Genomic DNA, 20,043 nt, shown 5'->3' on the forward strand with positions numbered 1-20,043 from the left:
ACGCCGTCGAGGTCGATGGCGAGTTGGGGAGAGCGGCGGATCTTGTACCCCTCGATGAACACGGGTTCGGCGATGTGCACCGGATGGCGGTCGAGGGCCGGCACCGCCGGGGCGGCGGCGCGCCGCAGCACCTGCGCGCGGGGCTGCCGGGGCCGCAGGAAGCGGGGCCGGGCGGCAACGTCCGGGAACCGGTCGGTTCGGCGGGGCGCGGTTTCGGCGCAGGTGTACTAGGTTCGGGTGTCCTGGATGCAGGAGGGTGCGGCGGGCGGGCCGCGTACGACGACCGCATGGCGCAGCACTGCGGCGGGCACGCGCACGTGCCGCGGCACGGCGGCGCACAGGATGGGGCGCCGCTGGGGCTGCCAGCAGACCACCGCCGCCAGCAGCGGCGGGAACAGCAGCGCACGCAGGTAGCGCGCAACGGATGCGGCGGCCGCTTCGCCCCTGCGCAGCCACCACGACGACAGCGCGGCCGCGGCCGCGTGGGCCAGCAGCATGCCCCGGCCCGACCCTTGGCCGCCGTGTCCGGTCGGTGCGGCGGATGCAACCGGCAGGGCGCCGCCCGCGTGGTGGGCCGCGGCGGCGCCCGCGGCAGGGTCGGCGAAGGTCTGGGCTGCTGCGAAGACCAGGTGCAGGGCGAGCTGGCTCCAGGCCATCCAGACCAGGATCGTCCAGTAGCCGCGTTCGGCGCCCGCCGCCGCCAATGCCGCGGCAAAGACCAGTGCGGCTCCGGCGGCATAACCCGTGGCCGGTACCTCGTGCGCCGACATCGCGGCGTGTCCGGCGCCGGACACGCCGACAGCGGCCGCGGCGAAAACCCCGGCCCGGCACACACGCGACCTCGGCGACCCGATCACAGCACCGCCATCTTCGCACCGGTCCGCGCATCCCCTGGAGCGGGGTGGGCGGGCCGGTGCAGGTGGGATGGGGCGGGCCGGCTCAGCCGCGGCCGTCGGCCACCACGGCCAATTCGGGGTGGGCCGCGTGCGGGTCGGTGATCTCCGGGCGCTGGTGTCCGCGCAGGTGGTGGGTGAAGAACGCGGTCGTGTAGTCGCGGGCGACCGCCAGACCGCGCTCGGTCGGCAGGGTGCCGTACTGGCGGGTGAGGGTCTGCTCAGGGACCTGGTCGCGGATACCGAAGCGGTCGATGAGCACACCCCAGTCGGTGACCGAGGAGTGCCCGGAACCGCTCAGGCGCAGCCACTGCCGCCATCCGCGCAGCTGCGGCCACATGCGCTCCTGGGAGGCGTGGAAGGGCGGCTCGGGCTGCAGGTCGCTGGTGACCAGGCCCAGCGGGTCCGCCACGCCCTCGGTCACCGCGGGCTCGTAGTAGGGGCCGTCGAAGTTGAGTGCGGCGTCGACCCGGTCGTCGGTGCGCAGGACCTCGGCCGCAGCCGAGCCGCCCGCCGAGTGGCCGGCCATGCCGATGTGCTCGGCGTCGATGTGCCGCGCGCCCGGCCAGGCGGGATCTTGCCCGGTCAGTTCGTCGAGGACGAAGGAGGCGTCGGCCGCCCGGTTGCGGGTGCCCTCGGCCCAGCGGTCCTGGCCGCAGGCGCGGCACTGCAGGATGCGCCCGCCGGGGAACTCGGCCTCGGCCGCCTCGTAGGCATGGTCGATGCCGACCGCGACGTAGCCGTGGCCGGCGAGATCCTCGGCGATGGAGGTCAGTCTGCTGCGGCTGTGGCCGGCACCCGGCGAGAGCAGCACCAGGGGGTAGCCGCCGGGCGAGTGGGGCCGGCGGACCTGCGCGTCGGCGATGGAGTGCGTGCCGACCTCGTGCAGTGCATCGGCGGGCAGGTCGACCCCGACCGCCTCGATGGCCCGCGCCGATTCCTCCGGTGTCACGTAGTCGGCGCGGTCGCCGGCGTGCGATGCGGCCGGGTACCACACGGTCAGCATCAGCTCGCGGGCCGCCGCCTCGGGGTTCCAGATGTCGCTGCGGCCGTGGTCGACCAGGTGCAGGCCGGTGCTGCCGACCGGGAGTTTCCCGGTGGGGGCGGGCAGCTCGACCGGCGGATCCTGGTGGTGCGGGCCGCCCGGAGCGGTCGCGCCGGGGTCGGCGGCTGCCGGTGCTGCGGCGCCGCTCGCAAGGGCGGCGGCAGCCGCCAGCGCGAGACCGCTGCGGCCGGGCCTGCGCCGCCCGCTCCGGGTCTGGCTGCTCGGTGCGCTCACATTGTGCCTTTCACAGATCGGGGGCGGCGCTCCCCCACCGCGAGTGCCGCCGGGCACCGGCCGGCGCCGGTGTTCCACCAGGACCCTAGACGGGCACGGGCGGGGTCGCCATGGGGCCAACCCGCCGAGCCGGGGGGCGTGCTGGCACGAGGCCGGGGCGGTGCGGGCGGCACCGCCCCGGCCGTTTCGCCGACCGCCCCGTGCGGGCTGCTGGTCAACCGCCGATGCGGGGGAAGGGGTCGATGGAGAAGACGACCTCGACGGGTACCTCGAAGTACTCGGCGATGCGCAGTGCCAGGTGCAGGCTCGGGTTGTACTCGCCCCGTTCCAGGTAGCCCACGGTCTGGTAGTGCACCCCGAGCGCCTCGGCGAGCCGGCGGCGCGAGATCCCGCGTTCGGCGCGCAGGACGGAGATCCGGTTGTGGATGCGCTCGGTCTCGGCCGGTCCGCGGGTGCGGCCGCCCGCCGCGGAGGCCGAGCCGGTACCGGTGCCGGTGCTCTCGCCGGCCGCAGCGGCCGGGTCCTTGCCGTTGGGCGGGCGGCCGTTGGGGCCGGAGCCGGTGTCGCCGGTGTCCTGGCCGGTGTCGTGGCCGGTGTCGTGGCCGGTGCTTTCAAACACCGCGGTCTCGTGGTCGGTGCCGGGCCGCCGGGGCTCAGACACGCTGCATCGCCTTCTGCCGTCCGGCCGCCATCCGGGCCCCGGACTCGCGCCGGGCCATGCGGCGCAGCACGAACACCGCGACCACGGTTCCGGCGACCGCCCACACGCCCATGACGGCGGCGGCCTCGGGCAGCCGCCAGGATTCGCCGATCTCGATCGCCAGCATGGAGTCGGGCAGGAATACCGAACGCATGCCCAGCGCGATCCAGTAGAGCGGGAACACCTGCGAGACCCACTGCAGCCATTCGGGGAAGCCGGTGACCTGGAAGAAGACACCCGAGATGCCCATGAGGCCGAAGAACGGGAACATCATCAGGCCGCTGACCACCCGCGGGTTGCTGATGAGGGAGCCGACGATCGCGCCGAGCGGCGCCATCGACAGCAGACCCAAAAACAGTACCCAGGCGAAAGTGAGCCAGTCCGCCGGGCCGCCCGGGCTGAAGCCGTCGAGGAGGAGCAGCGCGACGATGACGAGCAGCACGACGGTGGAGGTGGTGAGCAGGACGATGTGCACGGTTTTGCCGACGACGTGGCCGAGCAGCCCGTGCGGCACCGCTTTCGCGCGCAGCAGGGTGCCGTCCTCGCGCTCGGAGGCCAGTGCCGACGCCACGGTCAGCAGCCCGCTGGTGGCCACGGTGAGGGCCATCAGTCCGGCCAGCCACATGTTGGCGATGGGGATGTCGGTGCCGTCGACGTTCTGACCGCGCATGAACATCGCCAGCACGGTGAACACTGCGACCATCCCGAGTTGGCTGAGTATGTCGTCCTTGGTGGTCAGCGAGTGGCGGTACTCGATCCAGCCCTTGCGCAGCCCTGAGCGCACCGCGATGAGAGCGGGGGTGTTCATCGGACCTCCTCGGTGAATCCGGCCGCGGCTTCGGCGGCGCGGCCGGTCTCGTGCCGGTGCACAAGGGTCAGGTAGGCGTCCTCCAGGCTGGCCCGGCGGACTTCGAGGTCGGCGATGTCGTCGCCGTGGTCGGCCAGCAGTTCGCGCAGGAACCCGGTGGCGTCCGGGGTGGAGTGCACGAAACGCCGGCCGCCGCGGGTCCATTTGATCTCGGCGTCGGCGGGCACTTGGGCGGCGAGGCGGTCGGCGCTGCCCTCGGCCACCACCCTGCCGCCGGCGAGGATGAGGATGCGGTCGGCGAGTTTCTCGGCTTCGTCGAGGTCGTGGGTGGTCAGCAGGACGGCGCAGTCGCCGTCGGCCAGATTGTGCACCAGGTCGTGGAAGTCGCGCCGCGCCTCGGGGTCGAAGCCGGCCGTGGGTTCGTCCAGGAACAGCACTTCGGGGCGGCCGACGATGCCGATGGCGACATCGAGGCGGCGGCGCTGCCCCCCGGAGAGGGTGCTGACCCGGCGGTGGGCGTATTCGGTCAGCCCGACGGTTTCGAGCAGTTCGTCGACCGGCCGGGGGCGCGGCCGCTGCGCGCTGGAGTACGGGGCGTAGAAGCGGGCGAAGTAGTGCAGCAGCTCGCCGACCCGCCACCGGCCGTGGTCGCGCCAGGACTGCAGGACGACGCCCAGCCGGGCGCGCCAGCTCTCGTCGGCGGTGGCGGGATCGGCGCCCAGGACCGAGACCTCGCCGCCCGACCGGTTGCGGAATCCGTCGAGGATCTCGACGGTCGTGGTCTTGCCGGCACCGTTGGGCCCCAGCAGCGCGACGACCTCGCCGGGGTAGGCGTGCAGGTCGACCCCGTTGAGCACGTCGGTGGTCCCGTAGCGCATGCGAAGGTCCGAGACCTCGACAACGGGTGCGCTGCCGACCGTTCCGGGGAGCGCCGCAGCGGCCTCCTCCGTGTCCACTAACGCCATATGACTCCTACCTTTCATCTGCGAACAGCTACCGTTTATAGCACTCCTACTACATCTTTGCCAACGACCGGGCGCCGCCACCGAGCGCGACGGCGGTGGCGCGGCGGAGTCTGCGCAGGCCATGAACCCGTGGCCGGATGCGGCGGCGCGGCTTGTCGGTTCCGGAACGCTGGGCCATCATCACTGCGGGGACCGCGCCGACCGGACCGCCCCACCCGCCACCACCGCCACCGCCCGGAGGCGTCCATGGATTTCGCCGCGCTCGACGCCTTCCAGCGCAACCCCTACCCGCATTACGCACGGGCGCGCCGGGCACCGGGGCTCACCTTCCGCCCTGAGCTGGACTCTTGGTTGGTGGCCCGCTACGCCGACGTGCGCGACGCGCTGGCCCGCCCCGGCGACCTGTCCTCGGCAGGGGCGCTGCGGCCGGACGCGCTGCCGTCACCCGAGGCGCGGGCGGAACTGGCCAAGGGCATCGGGGGCGGCGGGGTGGTGCTCTCCTCCGACGGCGCAGCCCACCGGCGCTACCGCGAGCCGCACACCCGCGGCCTGTCGGCGTCCAGGGTCGACGCCCTGCACGGCTTCATCACCGAACGCACCGCCCGGCTTGTCGACGGCTTGGCCGGCGACGGCGGCGCCGACCTGGTCGAACGGCTCGCGCAGCGGCTGCCCGGCCAGGTGATGGGCCATCTGCTGGGTCTCGACCCGGCCGACGTGCCGGCGGTGGTCCGCGGCGGCTACCGCGCCTCCGAATTGGTGTTGCGCCCGATGGCCGCCGACGACCAGGTGGCGGCCGCGCGGGAGATCGCCGGTCTGCAGCACGTGATGGACGGCTACGTGGGCAGCCGCCACGCCGAGCCGCGCGACGACCTGATCACCGGTTTCGTCCACGCACTGGCCCCGGACACGGCCGAGCTCACCCGCGAGCAGCGCGGCGAGTGCGTGTCGTCGCTGCAGAACCTGCTGTTGGCCGGGCACCGGACCACCAGTGCGCTGATGGGCTCGATGCTGCTGCACCTGCTGCGCCACCGCGAGCAGTGGGAGGCGCTGTGCGAACGCCCGGAACTGATCCCCGATGCGGTCGAGGAGTGCGCCCGGTTCGACGCACCGATCCAGGGGTTCCGCCGCCGGGCCACCCGCGCCACCGTGCTGGGCGGCACCGAACTGCCCGAGGGTGCCACCGTGTTCGTCTCCTTCGGGGCGGCCAACCGCGACCCCGCCCGGTTTCGGCGGCCCGACAGGCTGGATATCACCCGCCGGCCGCAAGGCCACCTGGGGTTCGGCCACGGGGTGCACGCGTGCCCGGGCGCGCGGCTGGCCCGGGCGCAGCTGAGCGCCGTGCTGCACGAGCTGACACGGCGCCTGCCCGGAGCGCGGCTGCGCCCGGAGGCGCGGATCGCGATGGAGCCGTCACTGATCCACCGCTCCCCCGAACGCCTGGAGGTGCAGTGGTGAGCCGGTGCCGGCGCGGCGCAGGCTACTGCGCGGCGGGGTCGTAGCGCCGGCGGGCGCGTTCGGCGGCGCGGGCGGAGTCCTGCTCGCGCGAGCGCGGCGGCGCCGCGGTGACCAGGGAGCCGAGTAGGTCGCCGGTGGCGGCGGCGATAGTGTCGACCGCGCGGTCGAAGGCCTCGCGGTTGGCCGCCGAAGGATGGGTGCTGCCGCTGATCTTGCGGACGTACTGCAGTGCGGCGGCACGGACCTCGGTGTCGTCGGCGGGCGGGTCGTAATTGTGCAGGCGGCGAATGTTGCGGCACATGCTTCCACGGTACTCGGTGCCGGTGACATTTCCCGGGGTCCGGTTCTGCGGGGCTGCGCCGCTCGGCGCGGATCCGGGCCGAGCCGTGCCGGCTCGCGGGGCGCAGCGGCGGATGTGCCGCCCGGCGCCGGGGGCGCGGGCGGCCGCAACGCCTGCTGCACGGGCATTTCCGTGCAAATTGGGGGCCGCTGATCATGGTACATTGACGCCCCATATCGTGATTCCGCGAATGCGGGTCATGCCCGGCGAATCGTCAATTCCCCCGGCAACATTACGGCAACAAAGGAGTGCGATATGGCGGTGGTGCCGATGATCGGCGCTGACGGAGACGACTCCGGACCCGCGCAGGACGAGCAACTCGCGGCGACTCTGCTGCTCCTCTCCGAGGAGCCGCTCAACAGCTACGAACTGATCACCGTCTTCGCCGAGCGCACCGACAACCAGTGGCGGCCGGACGCCGCAACAGTGCAGCGGCTGCTGGACCAGCTGGCCGAGGACGGCCTGGTGCAGTTGTCGGAGGCGGCAGGCTGGAGCAGGCAGCGCCCCTACGAGATCACCGGCGCCGGGCGCGAGCGCATCAGTTCCCTGGGCGGCCCGCCCGCCCTGCTGCAGGCCGGTGCGGCCTATGAGGGCGGCGGCAGCGCCGCCGCGGCACCGGCGGTCCCGCCCGCTACGGGAGCCGCCGCGCCCGCTCCGTCGTCCGCCGCGGCAGCGGCGGCCCAACCCCAGGAGGCAGCGGTGGCACAGCAGGTACCGGTCGTTTCCGCCCCCGCGCAGGAGGAACCGGGCGAGGCGGCTCCCACGGCGGCCGACCTCTTCTCCTCGGCCATGGCCGAGTTCTCGGCCGCCGCCAACCAAATGTCGAGTGTGGGCACCGAGGCGCAGCTGGAACGCGCCGCCCGCCTGCTGGGCGAGACCAAACGCGGGTTGTACCGCGTCCTCGCCGACGACGACACCGAACCGGACGCCAACGCCGGCACCACCGGCACTGCGTAGTTCGGCTCCGCCCCGCTGTCCTGGGTCGGCGCGCGGCGCCGTGCCGCAGCGGCGGGTCCGACCGGGGGTGCCGCGCGCCGACCTGCGCGCGGCACCCGGCCGCGGCCGCATTTGCAGCGCCGAATGAACAATCGCACGCATTGTCCTTTTCCCGCCGACCGGTAGGCGGCGGCCGCGGCGCAATTCGCGCCGCCCCTTCGCACCGCATGCGGTGATATTTCTTGCCGCGGATTCCCGCCCCGCGGGCGCACACCCATCGCGCCCCGCCCGTATGCCGCCCGCCGCACGGGCGCCCGCCGGTGCATTAGCCCGCTGCTTGGCGGACCTGTTCGGCGTAGGCGTCCTCGCGGGCGATACGCACAAGCCCGGCGCAGAACGACGCGAAGTCGTCGCCCGCGACCAGTTCGGCGAGCTCGTCCCCAGCCGTGGGCAGGCCTACCCGGTCGGCCCCTTTGCGGGCCTGTTTGTCCGCGTAGGGCCGCAGCCACGGCCATACCGCCTGGGCCTCGCGGCAGAAGATGTCGGCGCCGGTCGGCCCGACGCCTTTGAACTCCTGGAGGAGCTTGGCCAGGCGGGTGCGGCTGCCCCCGGCCTCATCGGCCATCTTGCGCAGGTCGCCGCCGTAGCGTTCGCGGGCCAGGTCGGCGCACTCGCCGAGCCGTGTCGCGGTGCTCTCGTCGTAGCGCACGTAGTGGCCCCGGCCCAACGCGTCGACGCGCTCCTGCCAGCTCAGTCCGGCCATGCCCTCGGGCGTGGTGCCGCCCGCCTTGTTCAGCTCCCGCGCAGCGGACACGGCGATGTCGGCCGAAATCCGTGCCGAGACGAGGTTGACCAGCACCAGCAGCTGCCACAACGGAGCCGGGCGGTCGGCCGGTTTGATGCCGGCCTGCTCGGCCATCGTGCCTCCGGCTTCGCTGAGAACGCGCTGCGCGGTCTCCTTCTCACGTTTGCCGGCCATGGCGGCCTCCTCTGCTGCCTGCGTTTCCGGTGCCGTGCCGTCGTGCCCGTATTGCCTGTTGTCCGTATTGCCAGTCGCCCCGTTGCCCCGTTGTCCCGTTGCCCGCCGGACGTGCACGCGGCCGGACCGGTTACTCCCCCACGGTGAAACGCTCGCCGAGGTGCTTGGGCGATTCGATCTCGTCGACCAAGGCCACCGCGTAGTCCTCGGCGGTGATACGGCTGTTGCCCTGAGCGTCGGCCACCAACCGGTGGGTATCGGTGCGGTAGGTACCGGTCCGCTCACCGGGCTCGATCACGGCGGGCGGGCTGAGGTTGGTCCAGGAGATGTCGGTGACTCCCTGCAGGAACTCCAGCGCGTCGCCGTGGGCGTGCATGATCGCCAGCACGTCATCGGGCAGGCCCGGTGTGTCCCACACCTGCTTGCCGAGGGTGGTCTCCAGGCTTCCCGCGCCGCCGACCATGATGAACCGGGGCGGGTCGGCCAGTCGGCGCAGGGCTTCGACGATCGTGCGGGCCGAGGGCTCGATGAGCTTGCGGTGCCCGGTCGCGTCGCCGCCGCCCACCGCGCTGACCAGCACGTCCTGACCGCGGGCGGCCGCGGTGACGTCGCCGGGGTCGAGCACGTCGGCGGTTGCCGCGGTAAGCCGCTCGCCTTCGGTGTGCGGCAGCCGGGTGCGGTCGCGGGCCAGGCCGGTGACGGCGTGCCCGCGGGAGAGCGCCTCGTCGACGACGCGCGAGCCGATCATTCCGCTGGCGCCGAAAACGGCGATGTTCACCATGGCGGACCTGCCTTTCCTGCTCCGCCCCGGCGCGCCGGGGCGCGGGTGCCGTAGGGGTGCCATTGGGGCCGCTACCCAGACCGGGCCGCGGATCGCCTCCGGACCCCGGCGCACTTGCGCTGCGGCACGCCGGCGGGCGCGGGCGCGGGGTCGGCGGATACCGGCGGCGGGTACACCGGCGCGGATACGGAGAACACCGGCACTGCGGCGGTTCCCGAAACCGCCCCCGGCTCCGCTGCCCGGGCGCATGGGGCCACAATGGCCGTGGCGGCGGCGGTTTCGGGCACGCACCGCCGCGAAACCGGAGTACTCGGATAGGGAGCGTTACACATGGTCGAGGTCATCGGGGCAGGGTTGCCCCGTACCGGGACGAGTTCAATGAAGGCCGGGCTGGAGCAGCTCGGATTCGCCCCCACTTACCACATGTTCGAGCTGATGTCCCGGCCTGACCAGCTGAGCCGGTGGCTGCACGCGTTGGAAGACGACCCGGTCGACTGGGACCGCGTCACCGAGGGTTACCGGGCGGGTGTGGACTGGCCGTTCTCGTTCTTCTGGCGCGAACTGGCGGCGGCCTACCCGCAGGCGAAGGTGGTGCTGACCGTCCGCGACCCGCACACGTGGTTCACGAGTATGGCCAGCACGATCTTCCAAAGCGTCGCAGCGATGAGCGAGGGTTCGGCCCCTCCCGGCAACCTCGGCGAGGACTTCGCCAAGCTGATGCGTCCGATGTTCGGGTCGCTGTTCGGCGGGGAACTCCGCACTCCCAGCGAGGAGGAGTCGGTGGCGGCGTTCGAACGCCACCGGGAAGCGGTCATCGAGGCGCTCCCCGCCGAGCGGCTGCTCGTCTTCCAGGTCAGCCAGGGCTGGGAGCCGCTGTGCGACTTCCTCGGCGCGCCCGTACCCGACACGCCGTTCCCGCACCTCAACGAGACCGAGGCGATGCATCGGGTCATGGCCGACATCGAGGCCGGCCGGGACGTGACCTCGCCCTTCGACTGAGCCGTCCGAGGACGGCGAGGGCCGGCCGCCCGCGGGCGCCGGTCAGTCCAGATGTGCGCGGACGCGGCGGATGTGCTCGGGGGTGGTGCGGCAGCAGCCCCCGATCAGCCGGGCGCCCGCACGCTGCCACTCGCGGGCGGCGGCGCCGAAGTCCGCGGGATCGCCGCCGCCGCTCCACTCGCGGGTGCGCGGGTCCCAACTCGCGCCGGAGTTGGGGTAGACGACCGCAGGCACGCCGCGGATGCGGCCGATCAGGTCCGTGATGTGGCGGGGCGCGGTGCAGTTGGCGCCGACGGCCACCACCTGCGGGTTTCCCGCGAGCAGTGCGGCGCACTCGGCCAGCGGGGTGCCGTCGCTGATGTGCTCGCCATCGACGCAGGTGAAACTGAACCAGGCCCGCACGCCGGGGGTCTCGGCCAGGAGCCGTACCAGGGCCCGGGCCTCGGCAAAGGATGGGATGGTCTCGCAGGCCAGCAGGTCGGCGCCGCTTTCGGCGAGCAGGTGCCAGCGCTCGCGGTGCCAGTCGGCCAGCACGGCAACAGCGCCGGCGGCGGTGTCGGCGGTGTCGGAGCCCGCCGACGCGGCCGAGCGGCCGGTGTCCAGGCCGTAGTCGCCGGTGTACTCCGAGCCGTCGGCCAGGGCCGCGCCGTAGGGGCCGACCCCGGCGGCGACGATCCCGCCCCCGGCCTCGTCGCGGGCCTGCGCGGCGAGTTCGACGGAGCGGGAGATCAGCCCCCGGGCCTGGGCGCGGGTGAGGCCGCGGGCGGTGAAGCCGGGGATGGAAGCCTGGTAGGCGGCGGAGACGGCGACATCGGCGCCGGCGGCGAAGTAGTCGCGGTGGGCGCGGCGGACCAGGCCGGGGTCGTCGTGCAGCAGCCGCGCCGACCACAGCCCGCCGCTGAGGTCGCAGCCGAGGTCCTGCAGATGCGTGGCCAGTCCGCCGTCGAGCACCAGCGTGGCGCCGCCGCCGAGCGGATGGGGGTCCATGCCGCCAGCCTATGCGCCGCGGACAGGGGCGGGTGGTGCCCGCCCGGTCACCCGCCGGTTTCGGCCCACTGGGGCGCGCGGACTCCGTGCATGCCGGCGTAGTCGGCGCGCTGCGGCGGCGACCAGCCCGCAAGCAGGTTCTCAGCGGGGCGCAGCACCTCCACGGCCAGCGGGCGGCACACCGACAGCGGGTCGCCGGCCTCGGGCCCCCACAGGTCCACTGACAGGTCGCCCCCGGGGCACGTCGACAGCGCCATCAGCAGGTCGGTCTCTGCGAAGAACTCGATGTGGTCGCCCTCACGCGCGGGGCTCGCCTTCATGAAGTAGCGGTCCTCGCCGTTGAGCCCGGTGCACTGGAACACGTTGAGGACGTCGTGCACGTCGAACTCGGTGAGGCCGTAGGGCATGACCGCGCGGGTGAGGTTGGAATGGCAGTGGAAGTCGAAGTCCTCGCCGGTCAGCATCCGGTTGACGTAGGGGTCGCAGCGGGTACCCAGCAGGTCGTGGACTCTGCCGCCCTCGGCGTCGGTGCCGTAGCCGGCGAGGCTGTCGGCGGTGATGGTGGCCAGCGGGCGCAGGAAGGGCAGCGTCGACCAGAGGCGGTCGTAGGTGGTGACATGGGCGGCCTGCAGCTGGCGGGTGCGCGCGGCCCACATGCGTTCGCGGGGGTCGTGCCGGTTCCAAATGTTCAGGTCGCCTACCTGGGGCCCTTCGGGGGTGCTGATGCGGCACAGGTGGCCGGCCGGTACCTCCCAGGCCCGGCCGGAGCGGATCGGCAGCGTGAACGCCTCGACCGTCTCGTGCTCGGCCGCCGCCGCGGCCAGGCGGCCGTAGAAGGCCCGGTCCACGTCCAGCGCGCCCGATGCGTCTTGGTAGGCGGCTCGCGGTGCGGTCATGATCGCTCCGCTCCCCTCGTGTTCGGTGCGGTGCAGTGCGGTTCGGTCGGCCGCATGCCGGTGCGGGCCCGGCCCGGTTCACCGGACCGCTTCGGCCCGCTTCGGCCCGGTGCGTACCGGCCCGGCCGTGCGGTCGCGGTCGCGGTCATTGCCACGCTGCCGCATAGCGGATCCCGCCGAGCAGGTGGGCCCGGAAGTCCGTGTCGGAGTAGGCGGCGGAGGGGTGGCCCAGGGCGGTGTAGAACGCGCGGCCGGCACCGACGCCGCGGCACCAGGCGATGGGGTGGCCGTTGCCCATGCCGCCGCCCTCGTAGGTGTCCTCGTCCACCGAGAGCAGGACCTGCACGCCGCCGCGCGGGTCGCGGTCGAAGTCGTACCATTCGTCAGTGAGTGTCCAGGTGCCGCCCAGATGCGCGGTGGCCGGGTGGCCCCCGTCCTCGACTCGCACCTCGGCCGGCTGCACTTCGGGGTGGCGGGTGAACCGGGCGCCGACCAGTTCGGTGTAGAAGGGCCATTCCCGTTCGGCGGTGGAGGCGGCGTGCACGCCGCAGAAGCCGCCTCCGGCGCGGATGTGCTCGGCCAGTGCGTCCCGCCCGGTGTCGTCGAGCACCGCACCGGACGGACTGAGGAAGACCACGGCGCGGTAGCCGGCGAGCCGGTCGCCGCGGAACTCGGCCGGGTCCTCGGTGGCCTCGACCGCGAATCCGTTCTCTGCGCCCAGTTCGCGCAGCGCTGCCACCCCGGCCGGGATGGAGTCGTGCCGGTATCCGGTGGTGCGGGTGAATACGAGTACACGTTCCATGCCGTGCACCCTACGCACGAGCCGCCATGCCGCATGCACCGGCACGGCGGCATTCAAAAGGCGGTCCGCGGGCCGTGCGGCGGTTCGGCTGCGGCGCCGGGCCGCACGGGCTGCGCCGTGCCCTGGAATGGCACATGCAATCGCCAAGTCTGGGGTTTTTATTCTGTATTGACGCGATTCGACTCCCTTTGGACCGGCTAGTGGGTATATGGCAGCACACAACACCGTCTCGTCTGAGGAGGTGGCCGACCATGGTCGAGGCCGCACGGTCCTCATCGATCGAGGAACACCCGGACATCATGGCGATGCGCGCCCGCTCCGAGGCAGCGATGGCGAGCCCCACCGCGCAGGTGGCCGAAGGGCTCGGGCTGCTCACGGGCCTCTACATCGCGGCTTCGCCGTGGATCGTCGGTTTCAGCCTGAACGCCGGCCTGACGATGAGCAACGTCATCGCCGGGTTGGCCTTCATGTTCATGCTGGTGGGCTTCGGATCCGCCTTCGAACGCACCCACGGCATGGGCTGGGCGGCCGTCGGTATAGGTATCTGGACCATCGTCGCGCCCTGGGTGGTGGCGGGCCCGACTCCCGGCGGCGGCACGATCACCAGCAATGTCATCGCCGGTGCCGTGGCCCTGGTCCTCGCTCTTGCCATCGCCGGCTTGGGCATGGCCAAGAGCGGCGCTCTGGGCGGCGGGAGGACCCGCTCCCGCGGTGGCGGTGGCGGTGGCGCCCGCAGGTAAAACCAGCCGAATTGCCCGGGGCCGGATTCCGCGGGATCCGGCCCCGGCTCTGTTCCGCTGCAGGCGGCGGCCGCTCACTCGGCCGCGGCGCCGCCGTTCTGCCGACCTGATCCGTCCAGCGTGTCGAGCCAGGCGCGGACGCTGCCGTTGTGCTCGCCCAGGCCCGGCGGCGGACTGTGCTCGGGCGGGGTTTCCGACGCAGGGTCGGCGGGGTCGCTGAAGCGCACCGCCGGGCCGGGCAGCTCGATGCCGCCCAGCACCGGGTGGTCCACACCGGCCAGTAGGCCCTGGGAACGCACCTGGTCCCATTCGTAGACCTGGTCGAGGGTGCGGATCGCCCCGCAGGGGATGCCGATTGCGCCGATGCGCTCCAGCCAGGTGTCGCGGGAGGCGGTGGCCAGCACGGCTTCGATGGCTTCGTTTAGCGCGGGGCGGTTGGCCACGCGGGCGGCGTTGTCGGCGAAGCGCGGGTCTGCGGCGTCGATGCCCAGCAGGCCGGCGAGCTTCGACCACTGGCCCTGGCTGGCGACGGCGATCTGCAGCATGCCGTCGCCGCTGGTGTAGGCGCCGTAGGGGGCGATGGAGGGGTGGTGGTTGCCGATGGCCTGGGGCACCTCGCCGGCGACCGTCCAGCGGGTGCCCTGGAAGGCGTGCACGCCCACAATGGAGGACAGCAGCGAGGTCCGCACGACGCGCCCCCGGCCGGTGCGTTCGCGCTCGTAGAGGGCGCTGAGCACGCCGTAGGCACCGTTCATGCCGGCCAGGAGGTCGCCGATGGGCACGCCGGCCTTGGTCGGCTGGTCGGGCCCGGGGCCGGTGAGGCTCATCAGGCCGGCTTCGCCCTGGGCGATCTGGTCGTAGCCGGAGCGGCCGCCTTCGGGGCCGTCGTGGCCGAAGCCGCTGATGGAGCACAGCACCAGGCGCGGGTTGAGTTCGGCCAGCCGCTCGGCGGAGAAGCCGAGGCGGTCGAGCACGCCGGGGCGAAAGTTCTCCACGAGCACGTCGGCGGCCTTGACCAGCCGGGTGAGGACCTGGGCGCCGTCCTCGGATTTCAGGTCGAGTTCGATCGACTCCTTGTTGCGGTTGCAGGACAGGAAGTAGGTGCTGATCGGCTCGTCTGCGGGTCCGACGAACGGCGGCCCCCAGCTGCGGGTGTCGTCGCCGGTGCCGGGCTGCTCCACTTTGATCACGCGCGCGCCGAGGTCGCCCAGCAGCATGGCCGCGTGCGGCCCGGCCAGGGCCCGCGAAAGGTCGACCACCACGATCCCGTTCAGCGGTCCTTCGGCTGTGCTCGGTTCCGCCCCCACAAGGCCCCCTCTGCTGGACTGCGCCGGCCGTGCTCTCCGGCATGCATCTCCATGGTCTCCATACTGGACGTCTGCATACTGGACAATCGTTCGGACATTGTCCCTGCGCGGTGCCGGGGCGCCCGCGGCGGGGTCGGGATGCGCGCTGCATGGCGGTGCGGCGGGGTGGCGGGCCTGCTTCGCGCACGGTGACCGCAGCGGCGGTGGCCGGCCGGCCGCTACTCCGCCCGCCCGGTGAGGGCGGCATACCCTGCCCGGACGAACGGGGCCGCAGCCGTCTATTCTCCGCTTGCCCGGTAGGAAAAAGAGGTTTACTATCTCCACTGACCTTGTAGGAAAAATGGGTCGAACGTAGCAGTCGAGCGGAAAGCGGCACGGTATGCAGACTCTGGTGGTCTTCGCCCTGGTCGGGTTGCTGGCACAGCTTGTCGACGGCAGCCTCGGCATGGCCTACGGGGTCACGTCGACCTCGCTGCTGCTGGTGGCCGGCACCTCGCCCGCGGCCGCCTCGGCGACCGTGCACCTGGCCGAGATCGGCACCACGCTGGCCTCGGGCACCGCGCACTGGCGGTTGGGCAACGTCGACTGGCGCGTGGTCCGGCGTATCGCGCTGCCCGGGGCGATCGGCGCCTTTGCCGGAGCGACGGTGCTGAGCCGGCTGTCCACCGAGGCCGCCGCTCCGATCATGGCCGCCATCCTGCTCGTGCTCGGCTGCTACGTCATGGTGCGCTTCACCGCCTGGGGAATGCCCCGCGGACGGATGGGCACGCCCGTACGCCGGCGCTTCCTGGCGCCGCTGGGGCTCATCGGCGGCTTCCTCGACGCCACGGGCGGGGGCGGGTGGGGCCCGGTGGGCACGCCCGCGCTGCTGGCGAGCGGCCGGATCGAGCCGCGCAAGGTCATCGGCTCCATCGACACCAGCGAGTTCATCGTCGCGGTCGCCGCCAGCGCGGGCTTCTTCCTCGGGCTCAGCGGCGCGGGCATCAACCTGGTCTGGGCGGCCGGACTGCTCATCGGCGGCGTGGTCGCCGCCCCCATCGCGGCCTGGATCGTGCGCCGGGTCCCGCCGCGGGTCCTCGGTTCGGTCGTCGGCGGCTTCATCGTGTTGACCAACGCCCGGTCGCTGATCAACGCGGTCTGGGCCGAGCCCGCGCCGATCGCCGCGGCCGGGATCTACGGGGCGCTGGCGCTGGCCTGGGCCGGTGCGGTCGCCTGGTCGGTGCGCGCCCATCTGGCCGAGCGCCACGTGCCTGCACAAGCGGCCGACCGCGCCACCCCGCCTGCCGAGTCCGCCGACCGCCCCGGCAGCAGGGCCGAGGCCGCCGACTGACCGGCCCATGGCCGCCGGTGCCGCCGCACCGGCGCCGTCCGCCCTTGCGGGCGCAGTCGCCGGTTTCTCCGCAGGCGGTGTGCGGTTTGCACCCGCCCGCTCAGCGCGCGGGCGTGTCCGCCCGACCCCGGTCGCAACCCCGGCGCACCGGGCGGATACGCCCCGGGCGGGAGCGCCGCTCAAGGATCAGGCGGTACCGGCACCGGCATCGGTTCCGGTACCGGTGCCGGTACCGGTGTCGGCCAGCAGCCGCTGCGCTGTCGCCGCGTCGGTGACCAGGGTGGAGATCAGGCCGCTGCGCAGCACCACGCCGATGGCCTCGGCCTTGCCCGGGCCGCCGGCCACCGCGATCACCTCGGGGACACCGGCCAGCTGGGCATCGGTGATGGCCAGCACGCGCTCGTCGAGTTCGCTGTGCACCCGTCCGCCCTGCGAGTCGAACAGCTGCGCGGAGATCTCGGCGCGCACACCCCGGCTGCTCAGTTCCTCGCGCGGTCCGGGCTCCAGGCACGCGTACACCGTTGAGCTCTGCTCATCCCAGCCGCCGATGGAGACCACCGCCTTGGTCAGCCGGTCGAAGTGCTCGAATGCGCCGGCGATACCCGGGTCGGAGCGCAGGGCGGCGGCCGTTGTCGCATCGGGCAGGATCAGCGGCGCGTAGATGGGGTAGGCCGGCCCGCCGGAGAGCTGGGCCGCGCGGCGCACCGACTCCACCGAGCCTTCGTCGGCGTCCTCGCCGTAGGTGCGGTGCGAGACCACGCCGCCCAGTTGCACGGTGGTGCAGCGGGCCAGCCCTGCCAGCTCGGCGCCCACGGCGTTGACCGTGCGCCCCCAGGCGAGGCCGAGCACGTCGTCGTCGCCGACGATCTCGGCCAGCAGGTCGGCGGCCACCGCACCGAGCCGGCGGTGGGTCCGGGCGGGGTCGTCGGAGCCGTCGACGACGATGGCGCGCTCCAGGCCGAAGGCCGCGCGCAGCCGGTCGGAGAGGTCGGAGTCGATCTGGGCCGGCAACCGGATGGAGATCCGCACGATCCCGCTCTCCCGCGCCGCCTCCAGGGCGCGGGCGACCTTGAAGCGGCTCACGCCGAACTCTTCGGCGATCTCCACCTTTGAGCGCCCGTCCAGGTAGAAGCGGCGCGCGATCGTGGACACCAGCACGATCTCAGCGGGTCCCTTGAACGGTGCCCTCTCCTGCTGTGCCGTCGCCGCCGCGGCGCCCTCCTGCTCCGGCAGCCCGTCCCCGCTCATTTGATCACCCTTCCGCTCATACGTGAAGCATACGTTGACATCGCGTTTCGAATGGGTTTTGAATGTGCTTCATCACATGAGCACCCCAATGCTCATGTGAGCAGCTGAAAGGGCGTGTGCAGGGATACCGCACACGCATCCGCGATCAAGGAGCGACCGTGCGCGCAGCCATCATCGAACGTCCCGGGACCATCACCGTGGGGGAGCGGCCCGATCCGACCCCCGCAGCCGACGGCGTCGTGGTGCGGGTGGGCGCCTGCGGCATCTGCGGCACCGACCTGCACATCGCCGACGGCGAGTTCCCGCCCAGCCCCTACCCGCTGGTGCCCGGGCACGAGTTCGCCGGCGAGGTCGTGGCCGTGGGCGAACGCGCTCCGGGCGGGCTGCGCGAAGGCGACCGGGTCGCCGTCGACCCGTCCTTGTTCTGCGGGCACTGCGACTACTGCCGTGCGGGGCGCGGCAACCTGTGCGCCAACTGGGGCGCCATCGGCGACACCGTCGACGGCGCCTTCGCCGAGTACGTGGCCGCTCCCGCGGTCAACTGCTACCGGGTGCCCGACCATGTCACCGACCGGCAGGCCGCCGTGATCGAACCGCTTTCCTGCGCAGTGCACGGCGTACGCCGCATCGGTGTGCACGCCGGCGAGCGCTTCCTGCTCGTGGGCGCGGGCACCATGGGCCTGCTGCTGCAGCAGCTGCTCCAGCAGGGCGGCGCCGAGGTCACCATGGTCGACCGCAACACCGAACGCCTGGAGCTCGCCAAGAAGCTCGGTGCCGCGGCCACCCACACCGACGCCGGCGATATGGCCGGCGAGGGCTTCCACGCCGCCGTCGACGTCACCGGCGCTCCCCCGGCCATCGAGGCGGCCTTTGATTCGCTGCGGCGCGGCGGGCGGTTGCTGGTCTTCGGGGTGGCCGCCGACGACGCCCGCGTTTCGCTGTCGCCGTTCCGCGTCTACAACGACGAGATCACCGTGGTCGGCTCCATGGCGGTGCTGCACAGCTACGGCGCCGCGCTCGACCTGCTCGCCGCGGGCCGCGTGCGCACCGCGGAACTGCTGACCCATGCACTGCCGCTGGCCGAGTTCCCCGCCGCGCTCGACATGATGCGCGCCGGGACCGGCGTGAAGGTGCAGGTCCAGCCCAACGCCGCGGTGTAGCGGCGTCCCTCGACCCCCCCATGAGGAGGAGAACCCGTTGCCTAAAACCAAGCGGGGCCCACGGCGGCTAGCAGCCCTGGGTGCCCTGGGCACCGCGGCTGCGCTGATGACCGGCTGCGCCGGTGCGGGTGCCATCGCCGCGGGCGACGATGGCACCACACTGGTGGTCGCCATCGTCTCGAACCCGCAGATGGAAGATGCGATCTCGCTGAAATCGGACTTCGAGCAGCAGAACCCCGGGGTGAATCTGCGGTTCGTCACGCTGCCGGAGAACGAGGCGCGCGCCAAGATCACCACGTCGGTCGCCACCGGCGGCGGCGAGTTCGACGCGGTGATGATCAGCAACTACGAGACCCGGATGTGGGCGGAGAACGGGTGGCTGGCAAACCTGCAGCCCCGCATCGACGCCACCGAGGGCTACGACGACGGCGACTTCCTGGAGCCGATCCGCGAGGCCCTGTCCTACGAGGGCGACATGTACTCGGTGCCGTTCTACGGCGAGTCGTCGTTCCTGGCCTACCGCAAGGACCTGTTCGAAGAGGCCGGGCTGGAGATGCCCGCCAACCCCACCTGGGCCGAGGTCGCCGACCTCGCCGCAGAGCTCGACGACCCGGAATCGGGCAGGGCGGGTATCTGCATGCGCGGCCTGCCCGGCTGGGGCGAGGTGCTGTCGCCGTTCAACAGCATGCTCAACACCTTCGGCGGGCGCTGGTACGACGAGCAGTGGAACGCCCAGCTCACCTCGCCGGAGTTCCGCCGCACCGCCGAGTTCTACGTGGACCTGGTGCGCGAACACGGCCAGCCCGGCGCCGCCAACAGCGGCTTCGGCGACTGCCTGACCCGCTACAGCCAGGGCCACACCGCCATGTTCTACGACGCGACCGCGATGGTCAGCACGGTCGAGGACCCCGACGCCAGCAAGATCGCGGGCAAGAGCGGCTACGCGCCCGCACCGGTTGCCAAGACCGACTACGGCGGCTGGCTCTACACCTGGTCGCTGGCGATCCCCGAGACCTCCGAGAACAAGGACGCCGCCTGGCGGTTCCTGTCGTGGATGACCGACAAGGAATACACGCAAATGGTCGCCGAGGAGTACGGCTGGCAGCGGGTCCCGCCCGGCAGCCGCGCCTCGACCTTCGAGAACCCCGAGTACCAGGAGGTCGCCTCGGCCTACGCCGAACCGATGCGCGAAGGCATCGAGAACGCCGACACCGAGAACCCGGGAACGCGGCCGGTCCCCTACACCGGCATCGGGTTCCTGGCCATCCCCGAGTTCCAGGACCTGGGCACCCGGGTCAGCCAGCAGCTCAGTGCCGCCATCGCCGGGCAGATCACCGTCGACGAGGCACTGGAGCAGAGCCAGCAGTACGCGCAGTCGGTCGGCGACAGCTACAAGGAGTCACAGTGAGCATGCCACGACAGGGCCGCCGCCGCTGCG

Annotated in this window: 20 protein-coding genes; 7 read left to right on the forward strand and 13 right to left on the reverse strand. The window is 72.6% G+C overall.

From position 1 onward, the window contains the following. Positions 1-227 precede the first annotated feature (227 nt). From ACYVD5_RS20985 to ACYVD5_RS21005, 5 genes are all read right to left on the reverse strand, one after another. On the reverse strand, positions 228-857 hold the full coding sequence (locus ACYVD5_RS20985) for a hypothetical protein (RefSeq protein ID WP_461002816.1): 630 nt from the start codon (positions 855-857) through the stop codon (positions 228-230). Between the two features lie 82 nt (positions 858-939). After that, positions 940-2,172, reverse strand: coding sequence for an alpha/beta hydrolase family protein (locus ACYVD5_RS20990; RefSeq protein ID WP_461002817.1), 1,233 nt, complete (start codon positions 2,170-2,172; stop codon positions 940-942). Positions 2,173-2,386: 214 nt separating this feature from the next. Beyond that, positions 2,387-2,599 (reverse strand): helix-turn-helix transcriptional regulator, encoded by a 213-nt coding sequence (locus ACYVD5_RS20995; RefSeq protein ID WP_461002862.1) that lies wholly within the window; start codon positions 2,597-2,599, stop codon positions 2,387-2,389. A gap of 226 nt (positions 2,600-2,825) precedes the next feature. Further along, positions 2,826-3,680: an ABC transporter permease gene (locus ACYVD5_RS21000; protein WP_461002818.1), complete on the reverse strand. Its 855-nt coding sequence runs from the start codon at positions 3,678-3,680 to the stop codon at positions 2,826-2,828. Continuing rightward, a complete protein-coding gene (locus tag ACYVD5_RS21005) occupies positions 3,677-4,645 on the reverse strand; it encodes an ABC transporter ATP-binding protein (RefSeq protein ID WP_461002819.1) in 969 nt (322 codons plus the stop codon). The genes ACYVD5_RS21000 and ACYVD5_RS21005 overlap by 4 nt, the downstream gene beginning before the upstream one ends. A gap of 246 nt (positions 4,646-4,891) precedes the next feature. Here ACYVD5_RS21005 and ACYVD5_RS21010 point away from each other — a divergent pair, with 246 nt between their 5' ends. Continuing rightward, positions 4,892-6,100 carry a cytochrome P450 gene (locus tag ACYVD5_RS21010; RefSeq protein ID WP_461002820.1) on the forward strand — a complete coding sequence of 403 codons (1,209 nt, stop codon included), beginning with the start codon at positions 4,892-4,894 and terminating at the stop codon, positions 6,098-6,100. A 22-nt stretch (positions 6,101-6,122) separates the two neighbouring features. Here the strand turns inward: ACYVD5_RS21010 and ACYVD5_RS21015 are convergent, their stop codons facing one another. Further along, positions 6,123-6,401, reverse strand: a complete 279-nt coding sequence (locus ACYVD5_RS21015; RefSeq protein ID WP_461002821.1) for a DUF2277 domain-containing protein — start codon at positions 6,399-6,401, stop codon at positions 6,123-6,125. Positions 6,402-6,695: 294 nt separating this feature from the next. Here ACYVD5_RS21015 and ACYVD5_RS21020 point away from each other — a divergent pair, with 294 nt between their 5' ends. Then, positions 6,696-7,397, forward strand: a complete 702-nt coding sequence (locus ACYVD5_RS21020; RefSeq protein ID WP_461002822.1) for a PadR family transcriptional regulator — start codon at positions 6,696-6,698, stop codon at positions 7,395-7,397. A gap of 304 nt (positions 7,398-7,701) precedes the next feature. Here the strand turns inward: ACYVD5_RS21020 and ACYVD5_RS21025 are convergent, their stop codons facing one another. After that, positions 7,702-8,355 (reverse strand): HhH-GDP family DNA glycosylase, encoded by a 654-nt coding sequence (locus ACYVD5_RS21025; RefSeq protein ID WP_461002823.1) that lies wholly within the window; start codon positions 8,353-8,355, stop codon positions 7,702-7,704. 130 nt (positions 8,356-8,485) lie between these two features. Next, positions 8,486-9,136: an NAD(P)-dependent oxidoreductase gene (locus tag ACYVD5_RS21030; RefSeq protein WP_461002824.1), complete on the reverse strand. Its 651-nt coding sequence runs from the start codon at positions 9,134-9,136 to the stop codon at positions 8,486-8,488. A gap of 330 nt (positions 9,137-9,466) precedes the next feature. Here ACYVD5_RS21030 and ACYVD5_RS21035 point away from each other — a divergent pair, with 330 nt between their 5' ends. Next, on the forward strand, positions 9,467-10,135 hold the full coding sequence (locus tag ACYVD5_RS21035; protein ID WP_461002825.1) for a sulfotransferase family protein: 669 nt from the start codon (positions 9,467-9,469) through the stop codon (positions 10,133-10,135). A 42-nt stretch (positions 10,136-10,177) separates the two neighbouring features. On the opposite strand, the gene mmuM is transcribed toward ACYVD5_RS21035, so the two are convergent. The 3 genes from mmuM to ACYVD5_RS21050 form a co-directional block, all read right to left on the reverse strand. After that, a complete protein-coding gene (mmuM, locus tag ACYVD5_RS21040) occupies positions 10,178-11,122 on the reverse strand; it encodes a homocysteine S-methyltransferase (RefSeq protein WP_461002826.1) in 945 nt (314 codons plus the stop codon). Positions 11,123-11,169: 47 nt separating this feature from the next. Continuing rightward, entirely contained in the window at positions 11,170-12,018 is an 849-nt protein-coding gene (locus ACYVD5_RS21045) for an urea carboxylase-associated family protein (RefSeq protein WP_461002827.1), read from the reverse strand. 145 nt (positions 12,019-12,163) lie between these two features. Then, a complete protein-coding gene (locus tag ACYVD5_RS21050) occupies positions 12,164-12,820 on the reverse strand; it encodes a ThuA domain-containing protein (RefSeq protein WP_461002828.1) in 657 nt (218 codons plus the stop codon). Between the two features lie 251 nt (positions 12,821-13,071). Between ACYVD5_RS21050 and ACYVD5_RS21055 the strand changes: the two genes are divergently transcribed. Next, on the forward strand, positions 13,072-13,560 hold the full coding sequence (locus ACYVD5_RS21055; RefSeq protein WP_461002829.1) for an SPW repeat protein: 489 nt from the start codon (positions 13,072-13,074) through the stop codon (positions 13,558-13,560). 74 nt (positions 13,561-13,634) lie between these two features. On the opposite strand, the gene ACYVD5_RS21060 is transcribed toward ACYVD5_RS21055, so the two are convergent. Then, positions 13,635-14,867, reverse strand: coding sequence for a CaiB/BaiF CoA transferase family protein (locus ACYVD5_RS21060; protein ID WP_461002830.1), 1,233 nt, complete (start codon positions 14,865-14,867; stop codon positions 13,635-13,637). A gap of 379 nt (positions 14,868-15,246) precedes the next feature. Here ACYVD5_RS21060 and ACYVD5_RS21065 point away from each other — a divergent pair, with 379 nt between their 5' ends. Next, positions 15,247-16,197, forward strand: a complete 951-nt coding sequence (locus tag ACYVD5_RS21065; protein ID WP_461002831.1) for a sulfite exporter TauE/SafE family protein — start codon at positions 15,247-15,249, stop codon at positions 16,195-16,197. Between the two features lie 186 nt (positions 16,198-16,383). Here the strand turns inward: ACYVD5_RS21065 and ACYVD5_RS21070 are convergent, their stop codons facing one another. Beyond that, positions 16,384-17,358 carry a sugar-binding transcriptional regulator gene (locus tag ACYVD5_RS21070; protein ID WP_461002863.1) on the reverse strand — a complete coding sequence of 325 codons (975 nt, stop codon included), beginning with the start codon at positions 17,356-17,358 and terminating at the stop codon, positions 16,384-16,386. Between the two features lie 245 nt (positions 17,359-17,603). Between ACYVD5_RS21070 and ACYVD5_RS21075 the strand changes: the two genes are divergently transcribed. Both ACYVD5_RS21075 and ACYVD5_RS21080 read left to right on the forward strand, forming a co-directional pair. Continuing rightward, on the forward strand, positions 17,604-18,605 hold the full coding sequence (locus ACYVD5_RS21075; protein WP_461002832.1) for a zinc-dependent alcohol dehydrogenase family protein: 1,002 nt from the start codon (positions 17,604-17,606) through the stop codon (positions 18,603-18,605). A 106-nt stretch (positions 18,606-18,711) separates the two neighbouring features. Continuing rightward, positions 18,712-20,013 carry an ABC transporter substrate-binding protein gene (locus ACYVD5_RS21080; RefSeq protein WP_461002864.1) on the forward strand — a complete coding sequence of 434 codons (1,302 nt, stop codon included), beginning with the start codon at positions 18,712-18,714 and terminating at the stop codon, positions 20,011-20,013. Positions 20,014-20,043: the final 30 nt, after the last annotated feature.

The sequence above is a fragment of the Streptomonospora sediminis genome (genome assembly GCF_054778995.1).